Below are 21,496 nucleotides of genomic sequence, written 5' to 3'. Positions count from 1 at the left end.
TGCGCATGTGGAGCGGATCCACGACCAGCTGCTGGAGGTGCTGGCGGACCTGTCCCCCCGTGCGTCGCAGGTGCCGTTGTTCTCGACGGTTACCGGTGAGTTGCTGGACACGGCGGGTATGGACGGCGAGTACTGGTACACCAACCTGCGCCGGACGGTGCGGCTGGAGGAGACGACGAGGGCTCTGCTGGATGCGGGGCATCGTGTGTTCGTGGAGGTCAGTCCGCATCCGGTGCTGCAGCTGGGTCTGCAGGAGACGTTCGAGGCGGCCGGCAGTGACGCGGTGGCGCTGGGAACGTTGCGCCGGGACGAGGACGAGCCACGCCGCTTCATGACGTCGCTGGCCGAGGCGCACGTAAACGGGGTCGACCTTGATTGGAAGACCCTGTTCGCCGGCCATACCCCCGCCCACCTGGACCTGCCCACCTACCCGTTCCAGCGGCAGCGGTACTGGATCGACGACCTGCGCCCGGTCATGGACGCACCCGCCGGCACCTCCGGCGAACTGTCCGTGGCCGACGCACAGTTCTGGAGTGCCATCGAGCAGGAGGACATCGGCTTCTTCGCCGACAGCCTCGCCCTCGACGGAGGCGAGGAAGCCCGCTCCGCCCTGCGTGCGATGCTGCCCGCACTCTCCTCCTGGCGCCGACGCAGCCGAGAGCTCTCCACCGTCGACGACTGGCGCTACGAGGTGGCCTGGCGCCCGATGCCCGAAGCCGCCACGAGCAGTCTCTCCGGGCACTGGCTGGTGATCGTGCCCGAAGGCCACGAGGCGGACGAGCTGGTCCTGGCGTGCCTCGAGAGCCTTGCCGCCCACGGCGCCAGGACCCACTCCGTCACCGTCGACGCGGGCGCGCTGCACCGTGACCTGTTTGCCGACCACGATCTGCCCTCCGGCATCGAGGGAGTCCTGTCGCTGCTCACCCTGGACCGGGTGCGGCACGCCGACCACCCCGACGTCCCGCGCGGTTACGCCGCGACCGTCGCGCTGCTCCAGGCGCTCGGCGAGGCCGGGGTCCCCGCCCCGCTGTGGTGCGCCACGCGAGGTGCTGTGCAGGTGGGCCCCGCCGACGTGCCGGACGGTGCGGAACAGGCGATGGCCTGGGGCATGGGCCGGGTCGCCGCGCTGGAGCACCCCGACCGGTGGGGCGGTCTCATCGACCTGCCCGCGACACTGGACGCGCGCACGGGAGCGATGCTCAGCGGAGCCCTCGGCGGCGCGGGGGACGAGGACCAGCTGGCCATCCGGCCCTCGGGGACCTTCGTACGCCGGCTGAACCGGGCCCGCCTCGGTGCGGCCACCGGGTCCCGGACCTGGGACCTCACGGGCACCACGCTCATCACCGGAGGGACCGGAGCCCTCGGCGGCCACGTCGCCCGCCGGCTGGCCGGCGACGGTGCCGAGCACCTCCTGCTGGTCAGTCGCCGGGGCCCCGACGCCCCGGGAGCGACCGCCCTGCGCGACGAACTGACCGCGCTCGGCGCCAGGGTCACCGTCGCGGCCTGCGACGCGGGCGACCGGGCAGCCCTGGCGGACCTGCTCGCCGCGGTACCGGCCGAATACCCGCTGACCTCCGTCGTGCACACCGCCGCGGCGCTGGACGACGGACTGCTCGACACCCTCACCCCCGGCCAGTTGGGCAGGGCCCTGCACGCCAAGGCGCGAGCCGCGCAGAACCTGGACGAGCTGACCCGGGACGTCTCGCTCTCGGCGTTCGTCCTGTTCTCCTCGTTCGGCGGCATCGTCGGCACACCGGGGCAGGGCAACTACGCACCCGGCAACGCCTTCCTGGACGCTCTGGCCCAACAGCGCAGAGCCCAGGGCCTGGTGGCGACCTCAATCGCATGGGGCGCATGGGGCGGCGGCGGGATGGCCGAAGGTGCCTTCGGAGACGTACTGAACCGGCACGGCCTGCGCGAGATGGACCCCGAAGCCGCGGCCGGCGCGATGCGACAGGCGGTGGAGCACGACGCCACCTGTGTCCTGATCGCCGACATCGACTGGGAACGCTTCTTCGTCGCCTTCACCGCGACCCGGCCGAGCCCGCTGCTCGCCGACGTACCCGAGGTGCGCCGGATCGCGCAGGAGGGCAACGGCTCGGCCGGCACCGGCGCCGAGGAGCCGTCCGCCCTCGCGCAGCGCCTGGCAGGGCTCGACGACGCCGATCAGGACGCCGTACTGCTGGAAGCGGTACGCGAGCAGGTCGCCGCCGTGCTCGGGTTCCCCGGGCCGGAGGCCGTCAATGCCAAACGGGCCTTCAGGGAAGTCGGGTTCGACTCCGTCACCGCTGTGGAACTCCGCAACCGGATCGGGGCCAGGACGGGGCTGCGGCTGCCGGTGACCCTCGCGTTCGACTACCCGACTCCGGTGAGACTGGCCGCGTTCCTGCGCGAGCAGCTCGTACCCGACGGAGAGACCGTGGCCGAGTCCGTGCTTGAGGAGCTGGACCGGATGGAAGCCGCACTGGTCACGGTCGCGCCGCACGACGAGGGCCGGGCCAGGGTGGTGCGGCGCATGCAGGCGCTGCTCGCACAGCTGCAGGAGACACCGGCCGCGCCGGTCGGCGAGCAGATCGAAGCGGCCTCCGACGACGAGATGTTCGAGCTGCTCGGCAAGAAGTTCGGAATTTCCTGACAGGTCGTCTCCGGCGGCACGCACATCGCACCACACAGTTCCTGACAGAGGGGTCGCCCGATGGCGAACGAAGAGAAGCTCCGGTACTTCCTGAAGCGGGTCAGCACCGATCTCGAAGCGGCGCACGACCGGATCCGCGAGATGGAGGAGCGCGACACCGAGCCGATCGCCATCATCGGCATGAGCTGCCGCTTCCCCGGCGGCGTGCGCTCCCCGGAGGAGCTGTGGGACCTGGTCGCCTCCGGCGCCGACGGCATGACCCCCTTCCCGTCGGACCGCGGCTGGAACACGGACTCCGTGTTCCAGCCCGGGACGGGGGGACCGGGGTACGCCCCTGAGGGCGGCTTCGTCCAGGACGCGGGTGAGTTCGACGCGGCGTTCTTCGGCATCAGTCCGCGCGAGGCGCTGGCCACCGACCCCCAGCAGCGTCTGCTCCTCGAGACGTCCTGGGAAGCGGTCGAGCGGGCCGGGATCGATCCGGAGTCGCTGCGGGGCACCCCAACCGGGGTCTTCGCCGGCACCAACGGCCAGGACTACCCCTACCTCCTCATGGGCTCGACGGGACTGGAGGGGTTCACGGGCACGGGCAGCGCCGCCGCCGTGGTCTCCGGGCGGGTCTCCTACACGCTCGGCCTCGAAGGGCCCGCCGTGACCGTCGACACCGCCTGCTCTTCGTCGCTGGTGGCTCTGCACCTGGCGGCGCAGGCCCTGCGCCGGGGCGAGTGCACGCTGGCGCTCGCGGGCGGGGTCACGGTCATGTCGACCCCCGGCATGTTCAGCAGCTTCAGCGCGCAGGGCGGGCTGGCACAGGACGGCCGCTGCAAGGCGTTCGCCGCCGCGGCGGACGGCACGGGATTCGCCGAGGGGGCCGGGGTCCTGCTCGTGGAGCGGCTCTCCGACGCCCGTCGGAACGGACACCGGGTGCTCGCCGTGCTCCGCGGCTCAGCGGTGAACCAGGACGGCGCGAGCAACGGTCTGACCGCGCCCAACGGCCCCTCCCAGCAGCGCGTCATCGAGCAGGCGCTCGCGGACGCCTCCGTGACACCGTCCCAGGTCGACGTGGTCGAGGCGCACGGCACCGGAACGGTGCTCGGGGACCCGATCGAGGCGCAGGCGCTGCTGGCGGCGTACGGGCAGGACCGTCCGGCGGACCGGCCGCTGTGGCTGGGCTCCGTCAAGTCGAACATCGGTCACACGCAGGCCGCCGCGGGTGTGGCCGGGGTGATCAAGATGGTCATGGCGATGCAACGGGACACGCTTCCGGCGACGCTGCACGTCGACGCGCCCACGCCCCAGGTGGACTGGACCATGGGTGAGGTGCGGCTGCTGACCGAAGCGGTGCCGTGGCCCGAGACCGGACAGCCCAGGCGCGCCGGTGTCTCGTCGTTCGGCATCAGCGGCACCAACGCCCACGTCATCATCGAGCAGGCCGAGACACAGGCCGAGACGCAGGCCGAGACGCAGGCCCAAACGCCGCCCGGGGCGATACCCGCCTCGCCGCCCGGCGGTGAGGCGCAGGCCGGGCCCGTCGCCCTGGCCGTCTCCGCGCGAGGCGGGACGGCGCTGGCCGCGCAGGCCGCACGGCTGCGCACCCTGCTGGTCACCCGTCCCGAGTACGGCCTGGCGGACGTGGCCCATGCGCTCGCGACCACCCGCACCGCCTTCGAGGACCGGGCCGTGGTCGTCGCGGAGGACCGCGACGACGCCCTGCTCCAGCTGGAGGCCCTGGCGGACGGTGGGCCCGGACCGGTGCGCGGCGCCGTGACCGAAGGCCGGGTCGCCTTCCTGTTCAGCGGCCAGGGCAGCCAGCGGCCGGGTACCGGACGGGAACTCGCCGCGCGGTTCCCCGTCTTCCGTGACGCGCTGGACGAGGTGTGCAGCCACCTGGACCGCCATCTCCAGTACCCCCTGCGCAGCGTGCTGTTCGCCGAGGAGGGCAGCGAGCGAGCGGCCCTGCTGCACCGCACGGCGTACACGCAGGCCGCTCTGTTCGCGGTCGAGGTGGCACTGTTCCGCCTCCTTGCCCACTGGGGTGTCCGCCCCGGCATCCTCGCGGGCCACTCCATCGGCGAGGTGTCCGCCGTGCACGTCGCGGGGGTCCTCTCCCTCGAAGACGCGTGCACGCTGGTCGCGGCGCGGGGCCGGCTGATGCAGGCGCTGCCCGAAGGCGGCGCGATGGTGGCCGTCGAGGCACACGAGGACGAAGTGGTCCAGGTGCTGGCCGACCGGGCGGACCGAGTCTCGGTCGCCGCGGTGAACGGCCCCCGCTCCGTCGTCGTCTCCGGTGACGAGGACGGAGTGCTCGCGGTGGCCGCCCACTTCGAGGCCCGGAGCCGCAGGACCAAGCGGCTCGAGGTCAGCCACGCCTTCCACTCCCCGCACATGGATCCGATGCTCGACGAGTTCGGCCGGGTCCTGCGGAGCCTCACTTTCGCCGCTCCCGCCGTCCCGGTCGTCTCGAACGTGACCGGCCGGATCCTGACGCCCGAGGAGGCGGGCTCGGCCGACTACTGGGTCTCCCACGTCCGTCAGGCCGTCCGGTTCCACGACTGCGTGCGGACCCTGTCCGGCCAGGGCGTGAAGACATACGTCGAACTCGGCCCGGACGGCGTGCTCAGCGCGATGGCCGCCGACTGCCTGGACGAGGGCGCGGACGCCTTCCCGGTCCTGCGGGCGGGACGCCCCGAGGCCGCGTCGGCGATGACCGCGCTGGCCCGCCTGCACGTACGCGGCGTCGACTGCGACTGGACGGCCCTGTTCCCCGGCGCCGGAGCGGTGGACCTGCCCACCTACGCGTTCCAGCGCACCCGGTACTGGCCCGAGTCTCTCGTGTGGACAGCGGCACCGGACGCGCGGGTCGGCGAGGATCCCGCGGAGGCGGGGTTCTGGTCCGCGGTCGAGCGCCAGGACCTGGAGGCCGTGACCGGCACGCTCGCACTCGACGGCGACCAGCCGCTCAGCACCGTACTCCCGGCCCTCGCCGACTGGCGGCGCGGCCGGCGTGAGCAGTCCGCCATCGACTCCTGGCGGTACGAGGTGCGGTGGCGCCACGCGCCGGAACCCGGCCCGGCCGTGCCCTCCGGTACGTGGCTCGTCGCGGGCTCCGAGGACACCACCCACGACATCGCGGCCGCCATCGGCGCCCATGGAGTCCGCGTCCTGCGCGTCCCGGCGTCCAGCGACGACACCCTGCTGCGGGAGGCCCTGGACGACGGCGGTATCGCGGGCGTCATCGCCGTGACGGCCCTGTCCGGTGAGGGCACGCAGGGACTGCAGGACACCCTCGCGCTCGTACAGACCCTGGCGGACGCCCGGCTGCGCGCACCGCTCTGGCTGGCCACCCGCGGTGCCGTCGCCGTCAACGACTCCGACCGGCTGACCGCCCCGGAACAGGCCATGGTGTGGGGCCTCGGCCAGGTCGTGGCCGTCGAGGAACCCGGTCTGTGGGGCGGCTTGATCGACCTGCCGGGGGCGCTCGACACCCGCGCCGCCCGACGCCTCTGCGGAGTGCTCGCGGACCCACGGAGGACGGAGGACCAACTGGCGATCCGCTCCTCCGGCGTCCACGTACGCCGCCTCGTCAGGGCCGCCCCCCGGCCGCCGGAGACCCGCACACCGTGGCAGCCCGAGGGCACCGTCCTGGTGACGGGCGGCACCGGCGCCCTGGGGGCCGTCGCCGCCCGCTGGCTGGCCCGCAACGGGGCCTCCCACCTGCTGCTCACGAGCCGCAGCGGCCTCGAAGCCCCCGGCGCCCGGAGCCTGGAGGCCGAGCTGACGCAGCTAGGGACGCGCGTCACCGTGGCCGCCTGTGACGTCACCGACCGGGAGGCGCTGGCCGCCCTGATCGGCTCGGTACCCGCCGAGCACCCGCTCACCGCGGTCGTCCACACCGCCGGCGTGCTGGACGACGGCATGCTCGGCTCGCTGACGCCCGAGCGGGTCGAGCGGGTCCTGCGGCCCAAGGCCGACGCCGTCGTGCACCTGCACGAACTCACCCGCCACCTCGACCTGTCGGCGTTCGTCCTCTTCTCCTCGCTGGCCTCGACGTTCGGCAACGCCGGACAGGCCGCGTACGCGGCCGGCAACGCCTTCCTCGACGCGATCGCCGCCGTGCGCCGCGCCCAGGCACTGCCCGCCACGTCCATCGGCTGGGGCGCCTGGGACGGCGCCGGCATGGCCGCGGACCCGCTGGTGGCCGAACGCGTACGCCGTGGCGGAACGCCTCCGCTGCCACCGGAACTCGCGATGCGGGCCCTGCGGCAGGCTGTCGAAGCCGGTGCGTCCCACATGGTCGTCGCCGACGTGGACTGGGAGCGCTTCGCACCCGCCCTTCCGCCCGGCAGGTCCGCCTTCATCGGTGAACTCCCCGAGGTGCAGAGCCTGTCGGCCGCAGCCGGCACCCCCGCGCCGGAGGAGGCCGCCGAGAGCGCCCTGCACGAGCAGTTGGCGGGCACCTCACCGCAGGAGTCCGAGCGCATCCTGCTCGCAGTGGTCTGCGGTCAGGCCGCCGCGGTGCTCGGCCACGCCTCGGCGGACGGGGTGCAGCCCGGGAGGGCGTTCCGGGACCTGGGCTTCGACTCGCTGACCGCCGTGGAGCTGCGCAACCTGCTCGGCGCGAGCACGGGACTCGCCCTGCCCGCGACGCTCGTCTTCGACTACCCGACGCCACTCGTCCTCGCCCGGCACCTGCGGGACGAACTCGCCGGCTCCCGGACCGGGCCGGCCCAGGAGGGCCCCGTCGCCGTCCTGGACGACGACCCGATCGCCATCGTCGGCATGAGCTGCCGTTTCCCCGGCGGGGTCCGGTCCCCGGAAGAGTTCTGGGACCTCCTGGAGTCGGGGACCGACGCGGTCTCCCCGCTGCCCGGCGACCGCGGCTGGGACATCGAACGGCTCTACAGCGCGGACCCCGACCAGCAGGGCACGTCGTATGTGCGCGAGGGCGGGTTCCTGCACGACGTCGCCGACTTCGACGCGGCCTTCTTCGGTATCGCGCCGCGCGAGGCGCTGGCCATGGACCCGCAGCAGCGCCTGCTCCTCGAGACGTCGTGGGAGGCGTTCGAGCGGGCCGGAATCGACCCCGACACCGTGCGAGGCGGACGGGTCGGCGTCTTCGCGGGCACCAACAGCCAGGACTACACCGGCCTCCTGATGGGCTCGGCCGAGAGCGCCGAGGGCTTCGTGGCCACCGGCAACGCCGCCAGCGTGGTCTCCGGACGGGTCTCGTACGCACTGGGTCTGGAAGGACCCGCGGTCACCGTCGACACGGCGTGCTCGTCCTCGCTGGTCGCCCTGCACCTGGCCGTCCAGGCGCTGCGCGCGGGCGAGTGCACCCTGGCGCTGGCCGGCGGCGTGACCGTGATGTCGACGCCGTCCGCGTTCATCGAGTTCAGCCGGCAGCGCGGACTGTCCTCCGACGGCAGGTGCAAGGCCTTCGCCGAGTCCGCGGACGGCACCGGCTGGGGCGAGGGCGTCGGAGTCCTCCTGGTCGAACGGCTCTCGGACGCCCGCCGCAACGGCCGTGAGGTGCTCGCGGTCGTACGGGGCTCCGCGGTCAACCAGGACGGCGCGAGCAACGGACTGACCGCGCCCAACGGCCCGTCGCAGCAGCGCGTCATCCGGCAGGCGCTGGCCGGCGCGGGCCTGACCGCCGACCAGGTCGACGCCGTGGAGGCGCACGGCACCGGCACGACGCTGGGCGACCCGATCGAGGCGCAGGCGCTGCTGGCGGCGTACGGGCAGGACCGCCCGGCGGACCGGCCGCTGTGGCTGGGCTCCGTCAAGTCGAACATCGGTCACACACAGGCCGCCGCGGGTGTGGCCGGTGTGATCAAGATGGTGATGGCGATGCGGCACGGCGTACTGCCCCCGACACTGCACGTGGACGCGCCGTCGTCCCACGTCGACTGGTCGGCGGGCGCCGTGGCGCTGCTGACCGCCCCGGTGGAGTGGCCGGAGACGGACCGGCCGCGCCGCGCGGGCGTGTCGTCCTTCGGTGTCAGCGGCACGAACGCGCACACCATCATCGAGCAGGCTCCCGCCGCCGTCCCCGCCCCGGCCGCTCCCGACCCGGACGTCCCGCTCGACACCGGTGCCACCACCGCGTGGGTGCTGTCCGGCAGGACGCGCGAAGCCCTGCGGGACCAGGCCTCGCGGCTGCTGGACGCGGTCGGCACCGCTGACCCCGCCGCCCTCGCCCACGCCCTGGCGACGACCAGGACCCGCTTCGAGCACCGTGCGGCCCTCGTCGCCCGGGAGCCCGCGGAGTTCGAGGCCGGCCTGCGGGCTCTGGCCGCCGACGGCTCCGCGGCCGGAGTCGTGCGGGGGACCGCGGCCGGAGACACGAGGCCCGTACTCGTCTTCCCGGGGCAGGGCGCCCAGTGGCCCGGCATGGCGAAGGAACTCCTGGACACATCAACCGTGTTCGCCGCGCGCCTCGCCGACTGCGCACAGGCCCTGGCCCCCCACACGGACTGGTCGCTGGAGGACGTCGTACGGGAGACTCCCGGCGCCCCCGGTCTCGACCGGGTCGACGTGGTGCAGCCCGTGCTGTGGGCGGTCATGGTGTCGCTGGCCGAGCTGTGGCGTGCCTGCGGAGTCCGTCCCGCCGCGGTGATCGGCCACTCGCAGGGCGAGATCGCGGCCGCGACCGTGGCAGGCGCACTGTCCATCGAGGACGCCGCGCGCGTCGTGGCACTGCGGAGCCGGGCGCTCCTCCCGCTGTCCGGCAAGGGCGGCATGGCCTCGGTCGGGGAGTCGGCCCGGCTGCTGCGCGAGCGGCTCACGGCATGGGGCGACCGGCTGTCGGTGGCCGCCGTGAACGGTCCGTCGTCCGCCGTCGTCGCGGGTGAACCCGAGGCGCTGGACGAACTCCTGAGCTCCTGCGAGGCCGACGGCGTACGCGGCAGACGCATCGCGGTCGACTACGCCTCGCACTCCGCCCAGGTCGAAGCCATTCGCGAGGAACTGGACCGGCTGCTCACCGGAATCACCCCCCGCTCGACCACCGTGCCCTTCTACTCGACCCTCACGGGCACACTGACCGACACCGCGTCGCTGGACGCCGGATACTGGTTCCGCAACCTGCGCTCCACCGTGGAGTTCGAGGCCGCCACCCGCGCGGCACTCGCCGACGGCCACCGTACGTTCCTCGAGGTCGGCCCCCACCCGGTGATGGGACTCGGGCTCCAGGAGACGTTCGACGCCGCGGAGACCGAGGCGACCGCGCTGGGGACACTGCGCCGTGACGAGGGCGGCCCCCACCGGTTCCTGACGTCCCTGGCCGAAGCCCACGTCGCCGGTGTGTCCCCGGACTGGCGTGCCGTACTCGGCGACCGTACGGGCCACGCCGACCTGCCCACGTACGCCTTCCAGCGCAGCCGGTTCTGGCCCCGGTCCGCGGCGCTCCCCGCCCCGGCCGAGCACCGGGACCCCGTCGACGAGGCCTTCTGGGCCGCCGTGGAGACCGAGGACCCCAGTGCGCTGGCCGGGATGCTGGGAGCCGCCGACGACGACACCCGCCGCTCGTGGGAGAGCGTCCTGCCCGCCCTGACGTCCTGGCGGCGCGAACGCCGCGAGCAGACCGTCCTGGACAGCTGGCGCTACCGGATCAGCTGGAAACCGGTCGCTCCGGCCACGGCCCCGGCTCCCTCCGGGACCTGGCTGGTCGTCAGTCCCTCAGGGGTGGCGGACAGGGCGGGTGAGGCCGTCACGCGCGAGCTGGTGCGCAACGGGGCCCGCACCGTCCAGGTGCTGTTCGAGTCCGACGACACAGGACGGGCCATGGCGCTCCAGCGGCTCGGGGAGGCCGTGGCCGACGGAGGCCGGATCGAAGGTGTCCTGTCCTTCCTCGCCGAGGACGACCGGCCCGACCCGTTCCATCCGGTCGTACCGGCCGGCGTCGCCGCGACCACCTCCCTGATCCAGGCGATGACCGATCTGGACCTGGCGGCGCCCCTGTGGTGCCTGACCCGGGGAGCGGTCTCCGTCGACGGCCCGGGCCCGCTCACCGGTCCGGCCCAGGCGCAGGTTTGGGGACTGGGCCGCGTCATCGGCCTCGAACACCCCGACCGCTGGGGCGGCCTCATCGACCTGCCCGCTGAGCCGGACGAACGGACCGCCGCCCAGGTGTGCCGGCTGCTGACGGGCGCCGGGGACGAGGACCAGCTCGCCGTCCGCCCCCAGGGCGTGTTCGCCCGCCGCCTCGGACGCTCGCCCGCCGGCCCCCGGCCGGCCGCGCCGACGCGCTGGGAACCGCGCGGCACGGCCCTGATCACCGGAGGCATGGGAGCGCTGGGGTCCCATGTGGCACGCTGGCTCGCGAGCAACGGCGCCGAGCACCTGGTGCTCACCGGACGCAGGGGCGAGGACACACCCGGGGCCCTCGCGCTGAAGGACGAACTCACGGCGCTGGGCGCCCGTGTGACGCTCACGGCCTGTGACGTAGCCGACCCCGACGCCCTGACCGCCCTGGTGAAGGAACTGGCACAGGACGACACGGCGCCCGTACGCGCCGTCGTGCACGCCGCGGGGGAGAGCCTGGTCTCCGGCCTGGAGGAGAGCGACCCCGCCGAGTTCGCCCGGGTCATGTCGGCGAAGGCGGCGGGCGCGAGCAGTCTGGACGCACTCTTCGGTTCCGACTCGCTGGACGCCTTCGTGCTGTTCGCCTCCGGCGCCGGCGTCTGGGGCGGATCGGCGCAGGGCGCCTACGCCGTCAGCAACTGCCACCTCGACGCCGTCGCCGAGCGCCGCCGCGCCCGCGGACTGGCCGCCACCTCGGTCGCCTGGGGCGGCTGGGCCGGCGGAGGCATGGTGGACGCCGCCGCCGGGTCCACGCTGACCCGCATGGGACTGCGTCCCATGGAGCCGGAAGCAGCCGTCCGGGCTCTCGTCCAGGCGGTGGAACGGCAGGAGACCTGTCTGACGGTCGCCGACATCGACTGGGACCGGTTCGCCCCCGCATTCGCGATGGCCGGCCCCCGTCCGCTGATCGAGGACATTCCCGAGGCCGCCGCCGCACTCCGACCGCCCGAGGACGACCGCGAAGCGCCCGAGGCCGCGGCCGGCGCTCTCGCGGCACGACTGGCCGGCGCCTCGGACGCGGAGCGGAAGCGGATGCTCCTGGATCTCGTACGCGCCGAGGCGGCCGCCGTGCTCGGGCATCCCGCGGCCGATGCCGTCGACCCCCAACGGGCCTTCCGGGAGATGGGGTTCGACTCGGTCATGGCCGTCGAGCTGCGCAACCGGCTGAACACCGCCACCGGGCTGCGCCTGGAGACCACCCTGGTCTTCGACGAACCCTCACCCACCGGCCTCCGCGACCGGCTGATGCGCGAACTGCTGCCGCCGGACGCCGAGCGGACCGCCGAGGACGACGAGGAGGCGCAGGTGCGTTCGATGCTCGCCACCATCCCGATGGCCCGGCTCCGCGAGTCGGGTCTTCTGGACGCGTTGCTGCGTCCGGAGGACCCGGGGACCCCGCCGGAGCAGCAGGCGCCCGAGTCCGACGACCGGGTGGACGAGATCAACGCCATGGACATCAGCGCCCTCGTCCGCATGGCGACACGAACGAAGGAAGCCTGATGCGACGAGCAGCGTGGAGCACATGATGGGGACGCAGGTCGAAGAGATCGTCGAAGCGCTACGGGCGTCTCTCGTGGAGAACGAACGGCTGCGCCGACAGCACCAGAACCTCGTCGACGAGCGGGCGGAGCCGATCGCCGTCGTGGCGATGAGCTGCCGCCTGCCCGGCGGCGTGCGCTCTCCCGAGGACCTGTGGCGCCTCGTGATGGACGGTACGGACGCCATGTCCGCCGTCCCCGACGGCCGTGGCTGGGACGTGGACTGGCTGCGCGGGCTCGGTGACGCGGGCATCACCCCCGAGGGCGGATTCGTCGACGACGCCGACGCGTTCGACGCCGCTCTCTTCGGCATCGGCCCGCGCGAGGCACTGGCGATGGACCCGCAGCAGCGGCTGCTGCTCGAGTCGTCGTGGGAGCTGTTCGAGCGGGCCGGGATCGACCCGTCGTCCCTGCGGGGCACCGGCACGGGTGTGTTCGTCGGAGCCTCCTCCTCGGGGTACAGCGCCGGGATGTACGGCGACGCCCAGGGAAGCGACAGCTACCTGCTCACCGGTGGGGCGGGCAGTGTCATCTCAGGCCGGGTGTCCTACATCCTCGGTCTCCAGGGCCCGGCGATCACGGTCGACACCGCCTGCTCGTCGTCCCTGGTGGCCATCCACCTGGCCGCCAGGTCGCTGCGCGACAAGGAGTGCTCGCTGGCCCTGGCGGGCGGGGTGACGGTCATGGCCACCCCCGGCGCGTTCGTGGAGTTCAGCAAGCAGCGCGGACTGGCGGGCGACGGCCGCTGCAAGTCGTTCGCGGCCGGCGCCGACGGGACGGGCTGGGGCGAAGGAGCGGGCGTCATCCTCCTGGAGCGGCTGTCCGACGCCCGTCGGAACGGCCGGAAGGTACTGGCCGTGCTGCGCGGCAGCGCGGTCAACCAGGACGGCGCGAGCAACGGACTCACCGCGCCCAGCGGGCCGGCCCAGCGCCGTGTGATCGCCCAGGCGCTCGCCGACGCGGGGCTGGGCCCGAACGACGTCGACGCCGTGGAGGCGCACGGCACCGGCACGGTGCTCGGCGACCCGATCGAGGCCCGGGCCCTGATCGCCGCCTACGGCCGCGACCGGCCCGCGGACCGGCCCCTGCTCCTGGGCACCGTCAAGTCGAACGTCGGGCACACCCAGGCCGCGGCCGGCGCGGTCGGCGCGATCAAGACCGTCCTGGCACTCGGTCACGGGATGCTGCCCCGGACCCTGCACATCGACGCACCCACCCCCCACGTGGACTGGTCGGGCGGCGCGGTGTCCCTGCTGACCGGTGCCACACCCTGGCCGGCCACGGAACGGCCGCGCCGGGCGGGCGTCTCGGCCTTCGGGCTCAGCGGCACAAACGCCCACCTGATCCTCGAACAGGCACCCGCGAGCGAGCCCGCCACCGGCTGCACCGCCGAGCTGCCGGTCGTCCCGTTCCTGGTGTCCGCACGCACCGAGGAAGCCCTGAGGGGCCAGGCGATCCGCCTCCTGGAACGGCTGCGCGACGACCCCGGGGCTTCGCCTACGGACCTCGGCCACTCACTGGCCGTCTCCCGCGCGGCGCTCGACCGCCGGGCGGTGGTACTGGCCGACGACCGCGACGGCCTCGTACGCGGACTCACGTCCCTCGCCGCCGGCGAGGCGTCCCCCGGCCTCATCCGGAGCGCGCACCGGGCAGGGGAGGGCACCGCCTTCCTCTTCACCGGGCAGGGCAGCCAGCGGCCGGGCATGGCCGACGAGCTGTACGCGGCCTTCCCCGCCTTCGCCGAGACTCTGGACGCCGTCTGCGAAGGGTTCGACCCGCATTTGGACACACCCCTGCGCGCGGTGATGTCGGGCGCGGACGCGGAGAAGCTCGACCGGACCGAGTACGCCCAGCCCGCGCTCTTCGCCTTCGAGGTCGCCCTGTACCGGCTGCTGGTGAGCTGGGGAGTACGTCCCGACGCCGTGGCCGGCCACTCCCTGGGCGAGCTGACCGCGGCACACGTCGCCGGGGTCCTGTCGCTGGAGGACGCCTGCACGTTCGTCGCGGCCCGCGGCCGTCTGATGCAGGCCATGCCGGGCGGCGGCCTCATGGTGGCCGTCGAGGCGTCCGAGCAGGAGGTGCGGGACCTCCTCGGAGCCGGCACCGGGGTATCGATCGCCGCCGTCAACGGACCGAGGTCCGTGGTCCTGTCCGGAGACCGGGACGAGGTCCAGGACATCGTGACCCTCTGGACGAAGCAAGGACGCAGGCACAAGGAGCTGAGGACCAGCCACGCCTTCCACTCGGCACACATGGACGCCATGCTCGACGAGCTCCGCGCGGTCGCCGCGACCCTGGCCCTCCGGCCGGCACGGACCGATCTCGTCAGCGCCACGACCGGCCTGCCCCTCACCGCGGACCAGGCGCTCAGCCCCGACCACTGGACGCGGCACGTCCGGGAGCCCGTCCGGTTCGCGGACACCGTGCGGCGACTGCACGACGACCGGGTCGGCACCCTGCTGGAGATCGGACCCGACGGAGTGCTCACCGCCCTCGCCCAGGACTGTCTCGCCGGCGGCAGCGAGCTCGAGCCGCCCCTCCTCGTCGCGACCCAGCACCGCGACCGCTCGCCGGTGCGCGCCCTGTTCACCGCACTGGCGGAACTCCATGTGCACGGCCTACCCGTCGACTGGGCGGCAGTCTTCGCCGGACGTGGCGCACGCCTGACCGATGTGCCGACCTACGCCTTCCAGCGCCGCCGGTACTGGCCGGCGCCTCCCGCGTACACCCCCGGCCAGACGGCCCCCGGCCCGGCGGTCGTCGACGTGGCCGAGGACACCCCGTCCGCCGAAGCACCGGCGGCACTGGCCGTGCGGCTGGCCGAGGCCACCCCGGCCGGCCGCCAGGCGCTGCTCCTGGACGTCGTCACCACGTGGGCCGCCGCCGCACTGGGGCTCTCCTCGGCCGAAGAGCTGGACACCGGGCGGGACTTCCTGGAGCAGGGCTTCGACTCCCTGACCGCCCTGGAGCTGCGGAACAGCCTCCGTACGGTGCTGGGGACCGAGGAACTGTCGGCCACTCTGCTGTTCGACCACCCCACACCGTCCCGCCTGGCCCGGCATCTCTCCGCGATGCTGGACGGCAACGGAGCCACCGCACCCGTGACCAGGCCGAGCGGCGGCATTCTGGGCTCCCTCCTCCAGCACACCCGCTCCACCGGCCAGGCAGTGGAGTACGCGAAGGTACTGATGCAACTCGCCGCATTCCGTACCGTCTTCAGCAGCGAGACGCCACCCGCCCAGGCCGCTCCAGTGGTGCGCCTGGCGACGGGCGACGGCCCCCCGCTCATCTGCCTCTGCACGATGTCGATGCTCTCCGGACCGCACGAGTACGCACGCCTCGCCGCCGGCTTCCGCGGGGAACGCGACGTGTACGCGCTCCCGCACCCCGGCTTCGCCGAGGGCGAGGAGCTCCCGGAGAACTTCGACGTCCTGATGCGGACGCACGCCGAATCGGTCCTGCGCACGGTGGGGGACAGGCCTTTCGTCGTCACGGGCCACTCCGGCGGTGCGCTGCTGGCCAACGCGCTCTCCCACGCACTGGACCGGCGAGGACGTCCACCGGCCGCCGTGATCCTGCTCGACAGCTATCCCGCCGACAGCGACGTGATGGCCACCTGGATGCCCGAACTGCTCGACGGCATGGTCGAACGCGACGACGCGTACACGCCCATGGACGACTTCCGCGCCACTGCGTGGGCCGCCTACCTCCCCTTCCTGTACGCGTGCCGGGCGCAGCCTGTCGACGTACCCACACTCCTGGTACGGGCGGGGGAGCCCCTTCGGGCGTGGTCGGGCGAAGGCGACTGGCATGCCGTCTGGCCCCTGCCCCACTCGGTCGCCGAGACCGAGGGGAACCACTTCACGATGCTCGGCGAACACGCGGGGCCCCTGGCCCGGCGGATGCGCGAATGGCTGACGGAGCAGGGGTGCTGAGAGCAGAAGCACAGAATCCGCACCGCCGCCGAACAGGGGTCGGCGGACGGTAGATAGGGGTTGCCGTCAATTCGGCCGAATCCATAGTCTGCGGACTGGAGTCGACTTGGCGAGCCCGTTCCTTCGCATCAACTCTGCCCATGAATGGTTGAATTATGCCTGCCGAAGTCAAGCCGAAAATCGGCGACGATGCCCAGATATCGCTCGACGGTCAGGAGAAGGGCGAACTGACCCTTCTGGCCGAGCAGCTGCGTGACATCGGTCCACGCCTGAACGACGACCCCCGCTGGACTTCCGCCGCACGGGAACTCTCCTGCCGACTGCCCATGCGACTGCGCCAGACGCTGCGCCGCTTCACGTGGAACTCCGGCCGTGAGGCCATGCTCCTGGTGCGCAACCTGCCGGTGGAACCGGAAAACGTCCCCGACACGCCGACGGTCCGCGGCTCCGTCCAGCGCGAGACCACCACACCGGCGTCCGCGCTGATGCTCATCGCCATGGCCATGGGCGAGGTGATCGCGTTCGAGAAGGAGAAGACCGGCGCGCTCGTGCAGGACGTGGTCCCCGTTCCCGGAATGGAACAATTCCAGGGGAATGCCGGATCCATCAAGCTCAACATGCACACCGAGAACGCATTCCATGAGCACAAGCCCGACCTCGTGGGTCTGATGTGCCTGCGGAACGACCACGAGAACGTCGCCGGACTGCGTGTCGCGTCCGTGCGCAACGCGGTTCCGCTGCTTTCCGCACGGACCAGGGAGATACTCCACCAGCCGCGATTCGTGACCATGGCGCCGGCTTCCTTCGAGATGGCCGACGGCATGGAGGAACCGCACGGAATCCTCGCCGGCAGTTTCGAGGACCCCGATCTCAAAGTGGACTTCAGCAGCACGATCCCGTCCGACGACGAAGCCGGGCAGGCCATGGCCGAGCTGGAAGCCGTCATCGAGCGGGTGGCCCACACGCTGATCCTCGGCCCCGGTGACCTGGCCTTCGTCGACAACCGGCTGGCCCTGCACGGCCGCAACTCCTTCCAGCCCCGCTACGACGGCCGGGACCGCTGGCTCCAACGCGTCTTCGTACACCTGGACTTCCGTAAGTCCCGCGTCATGCGCATGGCCGACGGCCAGGTACTCGGAGCCGGCGAAGCGGTTCGCTGAGCCGGACGTGACGCACCACCGACCGACCCGAATCGAAAGAGGTATCCCCATGTCCGCGGGTGAGGACGACAACGTCTACAGCCGGCCCGTGTCGCCCACCGAGACATGGTTCCTGGTGTACCCCGAATCGGTTCCCGGGGTCATCCAGATCGTCATCGAGGGTGCCGGCCACATCGGCCACGACGAGCTGGTCCGCGCCGTGGAGGCCGCGTCCGAGGCCTGCCCCGGTGCCCGGCTCACCCGGCAGGGCATGACCTGGGTGGACAGCGGCGTTGCACCGGTCGTGCGGGTCCTGCCCGGCGACAGGGTCGACCGGCACACCTTCGCCGGCGCGGCCGAACTGCACAGCCCCCTCATGGGCAAGGACGGCGGCCCCACCTGCGAACTCCTGCTCCTCACCGACCCGGAATGCGACACGCTGATCGTGCGCGCGTTCCACGGGGTCATGGACGGCCAGGGCGTACGCACCTGGGCGGAGGACATCTTCCGCGTGCTGCGCGGCGAGGACCCCGTGGGCGCACCCTCACGCATCACGGAGAACGAACTGATCGAGCGGGCCGGCGCCCCGCAGGAGCGGGATGTCACCCCCGACCTCGACTGGCCGTCCGCGCTCGGTGCCCGCCCGCAGGGCCGGCACGACTTCTTCTGGCGCAGGCGCACCGTCGACGGCGCGCACCCCGCGCTGGTCGCCAAGATCGCCTGCGCCGTCACCCAGGCGTGCGGTCTGCGCACCGGCAGGTTCCTCGTCCCGGTCGACCTGCGCAGGTACCTGCCCGGAATCCGCTCGACCGGCAACCTCACGAACAATCCGCTGTACGAGGTACGTGGCGACGCCGGCTGGGAGCAGGCGCAGGAGAAGCTGCTGTCCATCCTGTCCACCGGTCAGGACCTGGCTGCCCGTGTCGACCCGTCGCTGCCCGGCCAGAACCTGACGGAACTGCACCAGCAGATCATGGGCCTGGACGCCTACTCCGCGCAGAAGGGCTGTTACAGCAGCCTGGCCACGCTCTCCCACATGGGGCGTGTCGCCCCCGCCGCCTTCAGCACCAGCTCGTTCCACGCCACCACCGTCTACTCGCTGCCCAACTCCGGGCCCCTGGGACCGCCGGAGATCAACGCGGTCGAGTTCGGCGACCGCACCGAGATCACCATCGGCTGGTACGACGGTGCACAGACCCCGGAACGCGCGGAGGCGCTCCTCGACCGCATCGAGGAGGCACTGTCCCCGCGCGCCCACCGCGAGTGGGACCGCAACCGGACCGAGCGTGCGCTCGACCGCCAGGGAACGGCCGTCGACCAGTTCCGCAGGCAGGTCTCCCTCACCCCCGGCGCGATCGCCCTCACCGGCCCCGAGGGCGAGGTGACCTTCCGTGAGCTGGACCGGCGGGCGGACGCCGTCGCCGTCGCGCTGCTGGACCGGGGCATCGGACGCGACGACGTCGTGGGCCTGCTGGCGGGTCGTACGGTCGCGGCGATGGCCGCCATCTGGGGGGTGCTGAAAGCGGGTGCGGCCTATCTGCCCCTCGACCCGCAGCAGCCCGACGACCGGCTCGCCGGCCTGGTGGCGGACGCCGGGGCCACCGTGTGCCTGGCCGAGCACGTCCACGCCGAGCGCCGCTTCACCCCGGACTCCGGCTGCGACGTGGTGGTGCTCGAGACACTGGAGCCCTCGGAGCGCCGTCCGGAGGGCGTCGAGGTGCGGCCGGAGGACCTCGCGTACGTCATCTACACCTCGGGATCGACCGGGCGCCCCAAGGGCGTGGAGATCGAGCACCGTCAGCTCGCCACGTTCATCAGCTGGGCGACCCGTGTCTACGGGGTCGATTCCACCACCCGGTTCCCGCTGTTCACCTCGCTCGCCTTCGACCTCTCCAACACCGCGATCTTCCTGCCGGTGCTGGCCGGCGGTTCGATCGCGCTGGTACCCGACGAGCCCAACCACGTGGTCCTGCGCGACATGCTGGAGAGCTCGGGGGCCAACGCGCTCAAGCTCACACCCACGCACCTCGACCTCATCGGCAGGCTGGGCCTGCGCCCGGCCGGTTTCCGGGCGGTCATCGCCGGCGGGGAACTCCTGCGTGGTGCCGTCGCCGACCGGGCCCAGCAGCTCTTCGGCCCCCAGTGCGGCATCTTCAACGAGTACGGCCCCACCGAGACGACCATCGGCTGCATGACGCGGCGCTTCGATCCGGACCACGACGCGGACCTGCCCTCGGTGCCCATCGGCGTGCCGACGGACAACACCCGGATCCACCTGATCGGCGGTGACGGCCGCCACGTCGCCCCGGGCGAGGTGGGTGAGATGTACCTTGCCGGTGATCAGCTGGCCCGTGGCTACCGCGGCCGGCCCGATCTCGTCCGCGAACGGTTCACCGCCCTCGCCGACGGCACCCGCGTCTACCGCAGCGGTGACCTGGCCAGGATGTTGGAGTCCGGCGAACTGGAGTCGGTGGGCCGCAACGACGAGCAGGTCAAGGTACTTGGCTACCGGGTCGAGCCCGCCGAGGTCGCCAAGGCCCTGGAGGAACACCCGGCCGTGGCAACGGCCTTCGTCACCGGTCTGGTCAGGCCCGGCACCACCGGCAAGGTCCTGTGCGCCTTCGTCGTCCTGCGCGCGGAGGCCACAGTCGACGAGCTCACCGACCACGTCGCCGGCCGTCTGCCCCGCTACATGGTGCCGGCCACGACGACGGTCGTGGCCGAACTGCCCCGCACGGTCAACGAGAAGGTCGACGTCGCCGCGCTGCCGCTGCCGTTCACCGGGCCGCAGGCCGATGCCGCGGCCGCCGAGGCGAAGGCCCGCGGCGAGGTTGAGGAGGCGGTGGCCAAGATCTGGGCACGCGTCCTGGCGGTGGACGTCAACCGGCTCGCCGCCGGCGCGGACTTCCACCGGCTCGGCGGCGACTCCGCCACCCTCCTCGCGATGCTCGCCGCGGTCAGCGACGAGGTCGTGGGCTCCCGCCGGGAGCGGGAGTTCATGGCGGCCCTGCCGGCGATCCTCCGGCAGCCGACGCTCGCGAAGGTCTCGGAGATCGCCGAGCACACGCGTGACGGGCAGGGGGCCACGGATGGCTGACCCGGGACCGGGCCGCCTCGTCGCGATCAGCGACGTCCATGTCCGCTACGACGAGAACAGGAAGGTCGTCGACCGGATCAGACCGGACAGCGACGAGGACTGGCTGATCGTCGCCGGTGACGTGGGTGAGATCGTCTCGGACATCGAGTGGGCGCTGCGCACCCTGCGCAACCGGTTCGCCAAGGTCATCTGGGCGCCGGGCAATCACGAACTGTGGACCGCGCCCGACGACCCTGTGCGGCTGCGCGGCGAGCAGCGCTACCTGCACCTGGTGGACATCTGCCGCAAGCTCGGGGTGGCCACCCCCGAGGACCCTTACCCGGTCTGGGAAGGAGAGGGCGGTCCCGTCGCCGTAGCACCGCTCTTCCTCCTCTACGACTACTCGTTCCGGCCGCCGGGGACGTACTCGAAGGCGGCGGCGCTCCAGGTGGCCGAGGAGGCCGGGGTGGTCTGCAGCGACGAGTTCCTCCTGCACCCGGACCCCTATCCGAGCCGCGAGGCCTGGTGCCGTGCCCGGGTGCGGACGACCGAGGCACGGCTCTCGGCTCTCCCGGACGACCTGCCCACCGTCCTGGTCAACCACTGGCCGCTCGTGCGCGAACCGACACGAGTGCTCTGGCGGCAGGAGTTCGCACTGTGGTGCGGAACCACGGCGACAGCCGACTGGCACACGAGGTTCCGTGCCAGATCGGTGGTCTACGGGCACCTCCACATTCCCAGGGTGATCCGCTGCGACGGCGTGCCGCACCAGGAGGTCTCTCTGGGATACCCCCGCGAGTGGCAGCGGCGTCAGGGCACCCCGGGCCGGCTGGTCCAGATCCTGCCGGCCGTCACCTCCCCTCACAGAGAGCCGGTGTGATGACCGTTCCGTACGAACGCTCTGCCGGAGAGCATGCCCAGGCCACGCGTGGCCGGGTGGCCGAGCTGCTGGCGCTGCGTGAGCAGGCCCGGCGTGGACCGAGCGACCGGGCGACCGAGGTGCAGCACGCCAAGGGCAAGCTGACGGCGCGGGAGCGTATTGCGCTGCTGCTGGACGAGGGGTCGTTCAGGGAGGTCGAGCAGCTGCGCCG

7 protein-coding genes are annotated in these 21,496 nt (G+C 72.7%); all 7 read left to right on the top strand.

All coding sequences use genetic code 11. From position 1 onward, the window contains the following. A partial coding sequence (locus BFF76_RS18640) for an SDR family NAD(P)-dependent oxidoreductase (protein ID WP_141695624.1) occupies positions 1-2,635 on the top strand: 2,635 nt, incomplete at its 5' end. A 60-nt stretch (positions 2,636-2,695) separates the two neighbouring features. Next, the gene (locus BFF76_RS18635) at positions 2,696-12,217 is read left to right on the top strand and encodes a type I polyketide synthase (RefSeq protein WP_065848662.1); all 9,522 of its coding nucleotides are present in this window, start codon (positions 2,696-2,698) and stop codon (positions 12,215-12,217) included. Positions 12,218-12,239: 22 nt separating this feature from the next. Further along, positions 12,240-16,190 carry a type I polyketide synthase gene (locus BFF76_RS18630; protein ID WP_079122416.1) on the top strand — a complete coding sequence of 1,317 codons (3,951 nt, stop codon included), beginning with the start codon at positions 12,240-12,242 and terminating at the stop codon, positions 16,188-16,190. A gap of 155 nt (positions 16,191-16,345) precedes the next feature. Then, the gene (locus BFF76_RS18625) at positions 16,346-17,350 is read left to right on the top strand and encodes a TauD/TfdA family dioxygenase (RefSeq protein WP_031101334.1); all 1,005 of its coding nucleotides are present in this window, start codon (positions 16,346-16,348) and stop codon (positions 17,348-17,350) included. A 49-nt stretch (positions 17,351-17,399) separates the two neighbouring features. Further along, positions 17,400-20,426, top strand: coding sequence for a non-ribosomal peptide synthetase (locus BFF76_RS18620; RefSeq protein WP_065848661.1), 3,027 nt, complete (start codon positions 17,400-17,402; stop codon positions 20,424-20,426). Then, positions 20,419-21,285 (top strand): metallophosphoesterase family protein, encoded by an 867-nt coding sequence (locus tag BFF76_RS18615; RefSeq protein ID WP_079122415.1) that lies wholly within the window; start codon positions 20,419-20,421, stop codon positions 21,283-21,285. Before BFF76_RS18620 ends, BFF76_RS18615 begins: the two co-directional genes overlap by 8 nt. Then, positions 21,285-21,496: carboxyl transferase domain-containing protein (locus BFF76_RS18610; RefSeq protein ID WP_275935665.1), on the top strand; the 212-nt coding region annotated here is incomplete at its 3' end. The genes BFF76_RS18615 and BFF76_RS18610, both read left to right, overlap by 1 nt.

This window comes from Streptomyces mutomycini (genome assembly GCF_001700505.1).
Lineage (GTDB): Bacteria > Actinomycetota > Actinomycetes > Streptomycetales > Streptomycetaceae > Streptomyces > Streptomyces mutomycini.
Note: the sequence above shows the minus strand (reverse complement) of the source record. Positions and strands in the feature narration are given on the sequence as shown.

Bases quoted from the DNA above. Each gene is read 5' to 3' on its own strand.
- BFF76_RS18635 (WP_065848662.1), top strand. From the start codon at position 2,696: ATGGCGAACGAAGAGAAGCTCCGGTACTTCCTGAAGCGGGTCAGCACC.
- BFF76_RS18630 (WP_079122416.1), top strand. From the start codon at position 12,240: ATGATGGGGACGCAGGTCGAAGAGATCGTCGAAGCGCTACGGGCGTCT.
- BFF76_RS18625 (WP_031101334.1), top strand. From the start codon at position 16,346: ATGCCTGCCGAAGTCAAGCCGAAAATCGGCGACGATGCCCAGATATCG.
- BFF76_RS18620 (WP_065848661.1), top strand. From the start codon at position 17,400: ATGTCCGCGGGTGAGGACGACAACGTCTACAGCCGGCCCGTGTCGCCC.
- BFF76_RS18615 (WP_079122415.1), top strand. From the start codon at position 20,419: ATGGCTGACCCGGGACCGGGCCGCCTCGTCGCGATCAGCGACGTCCAT.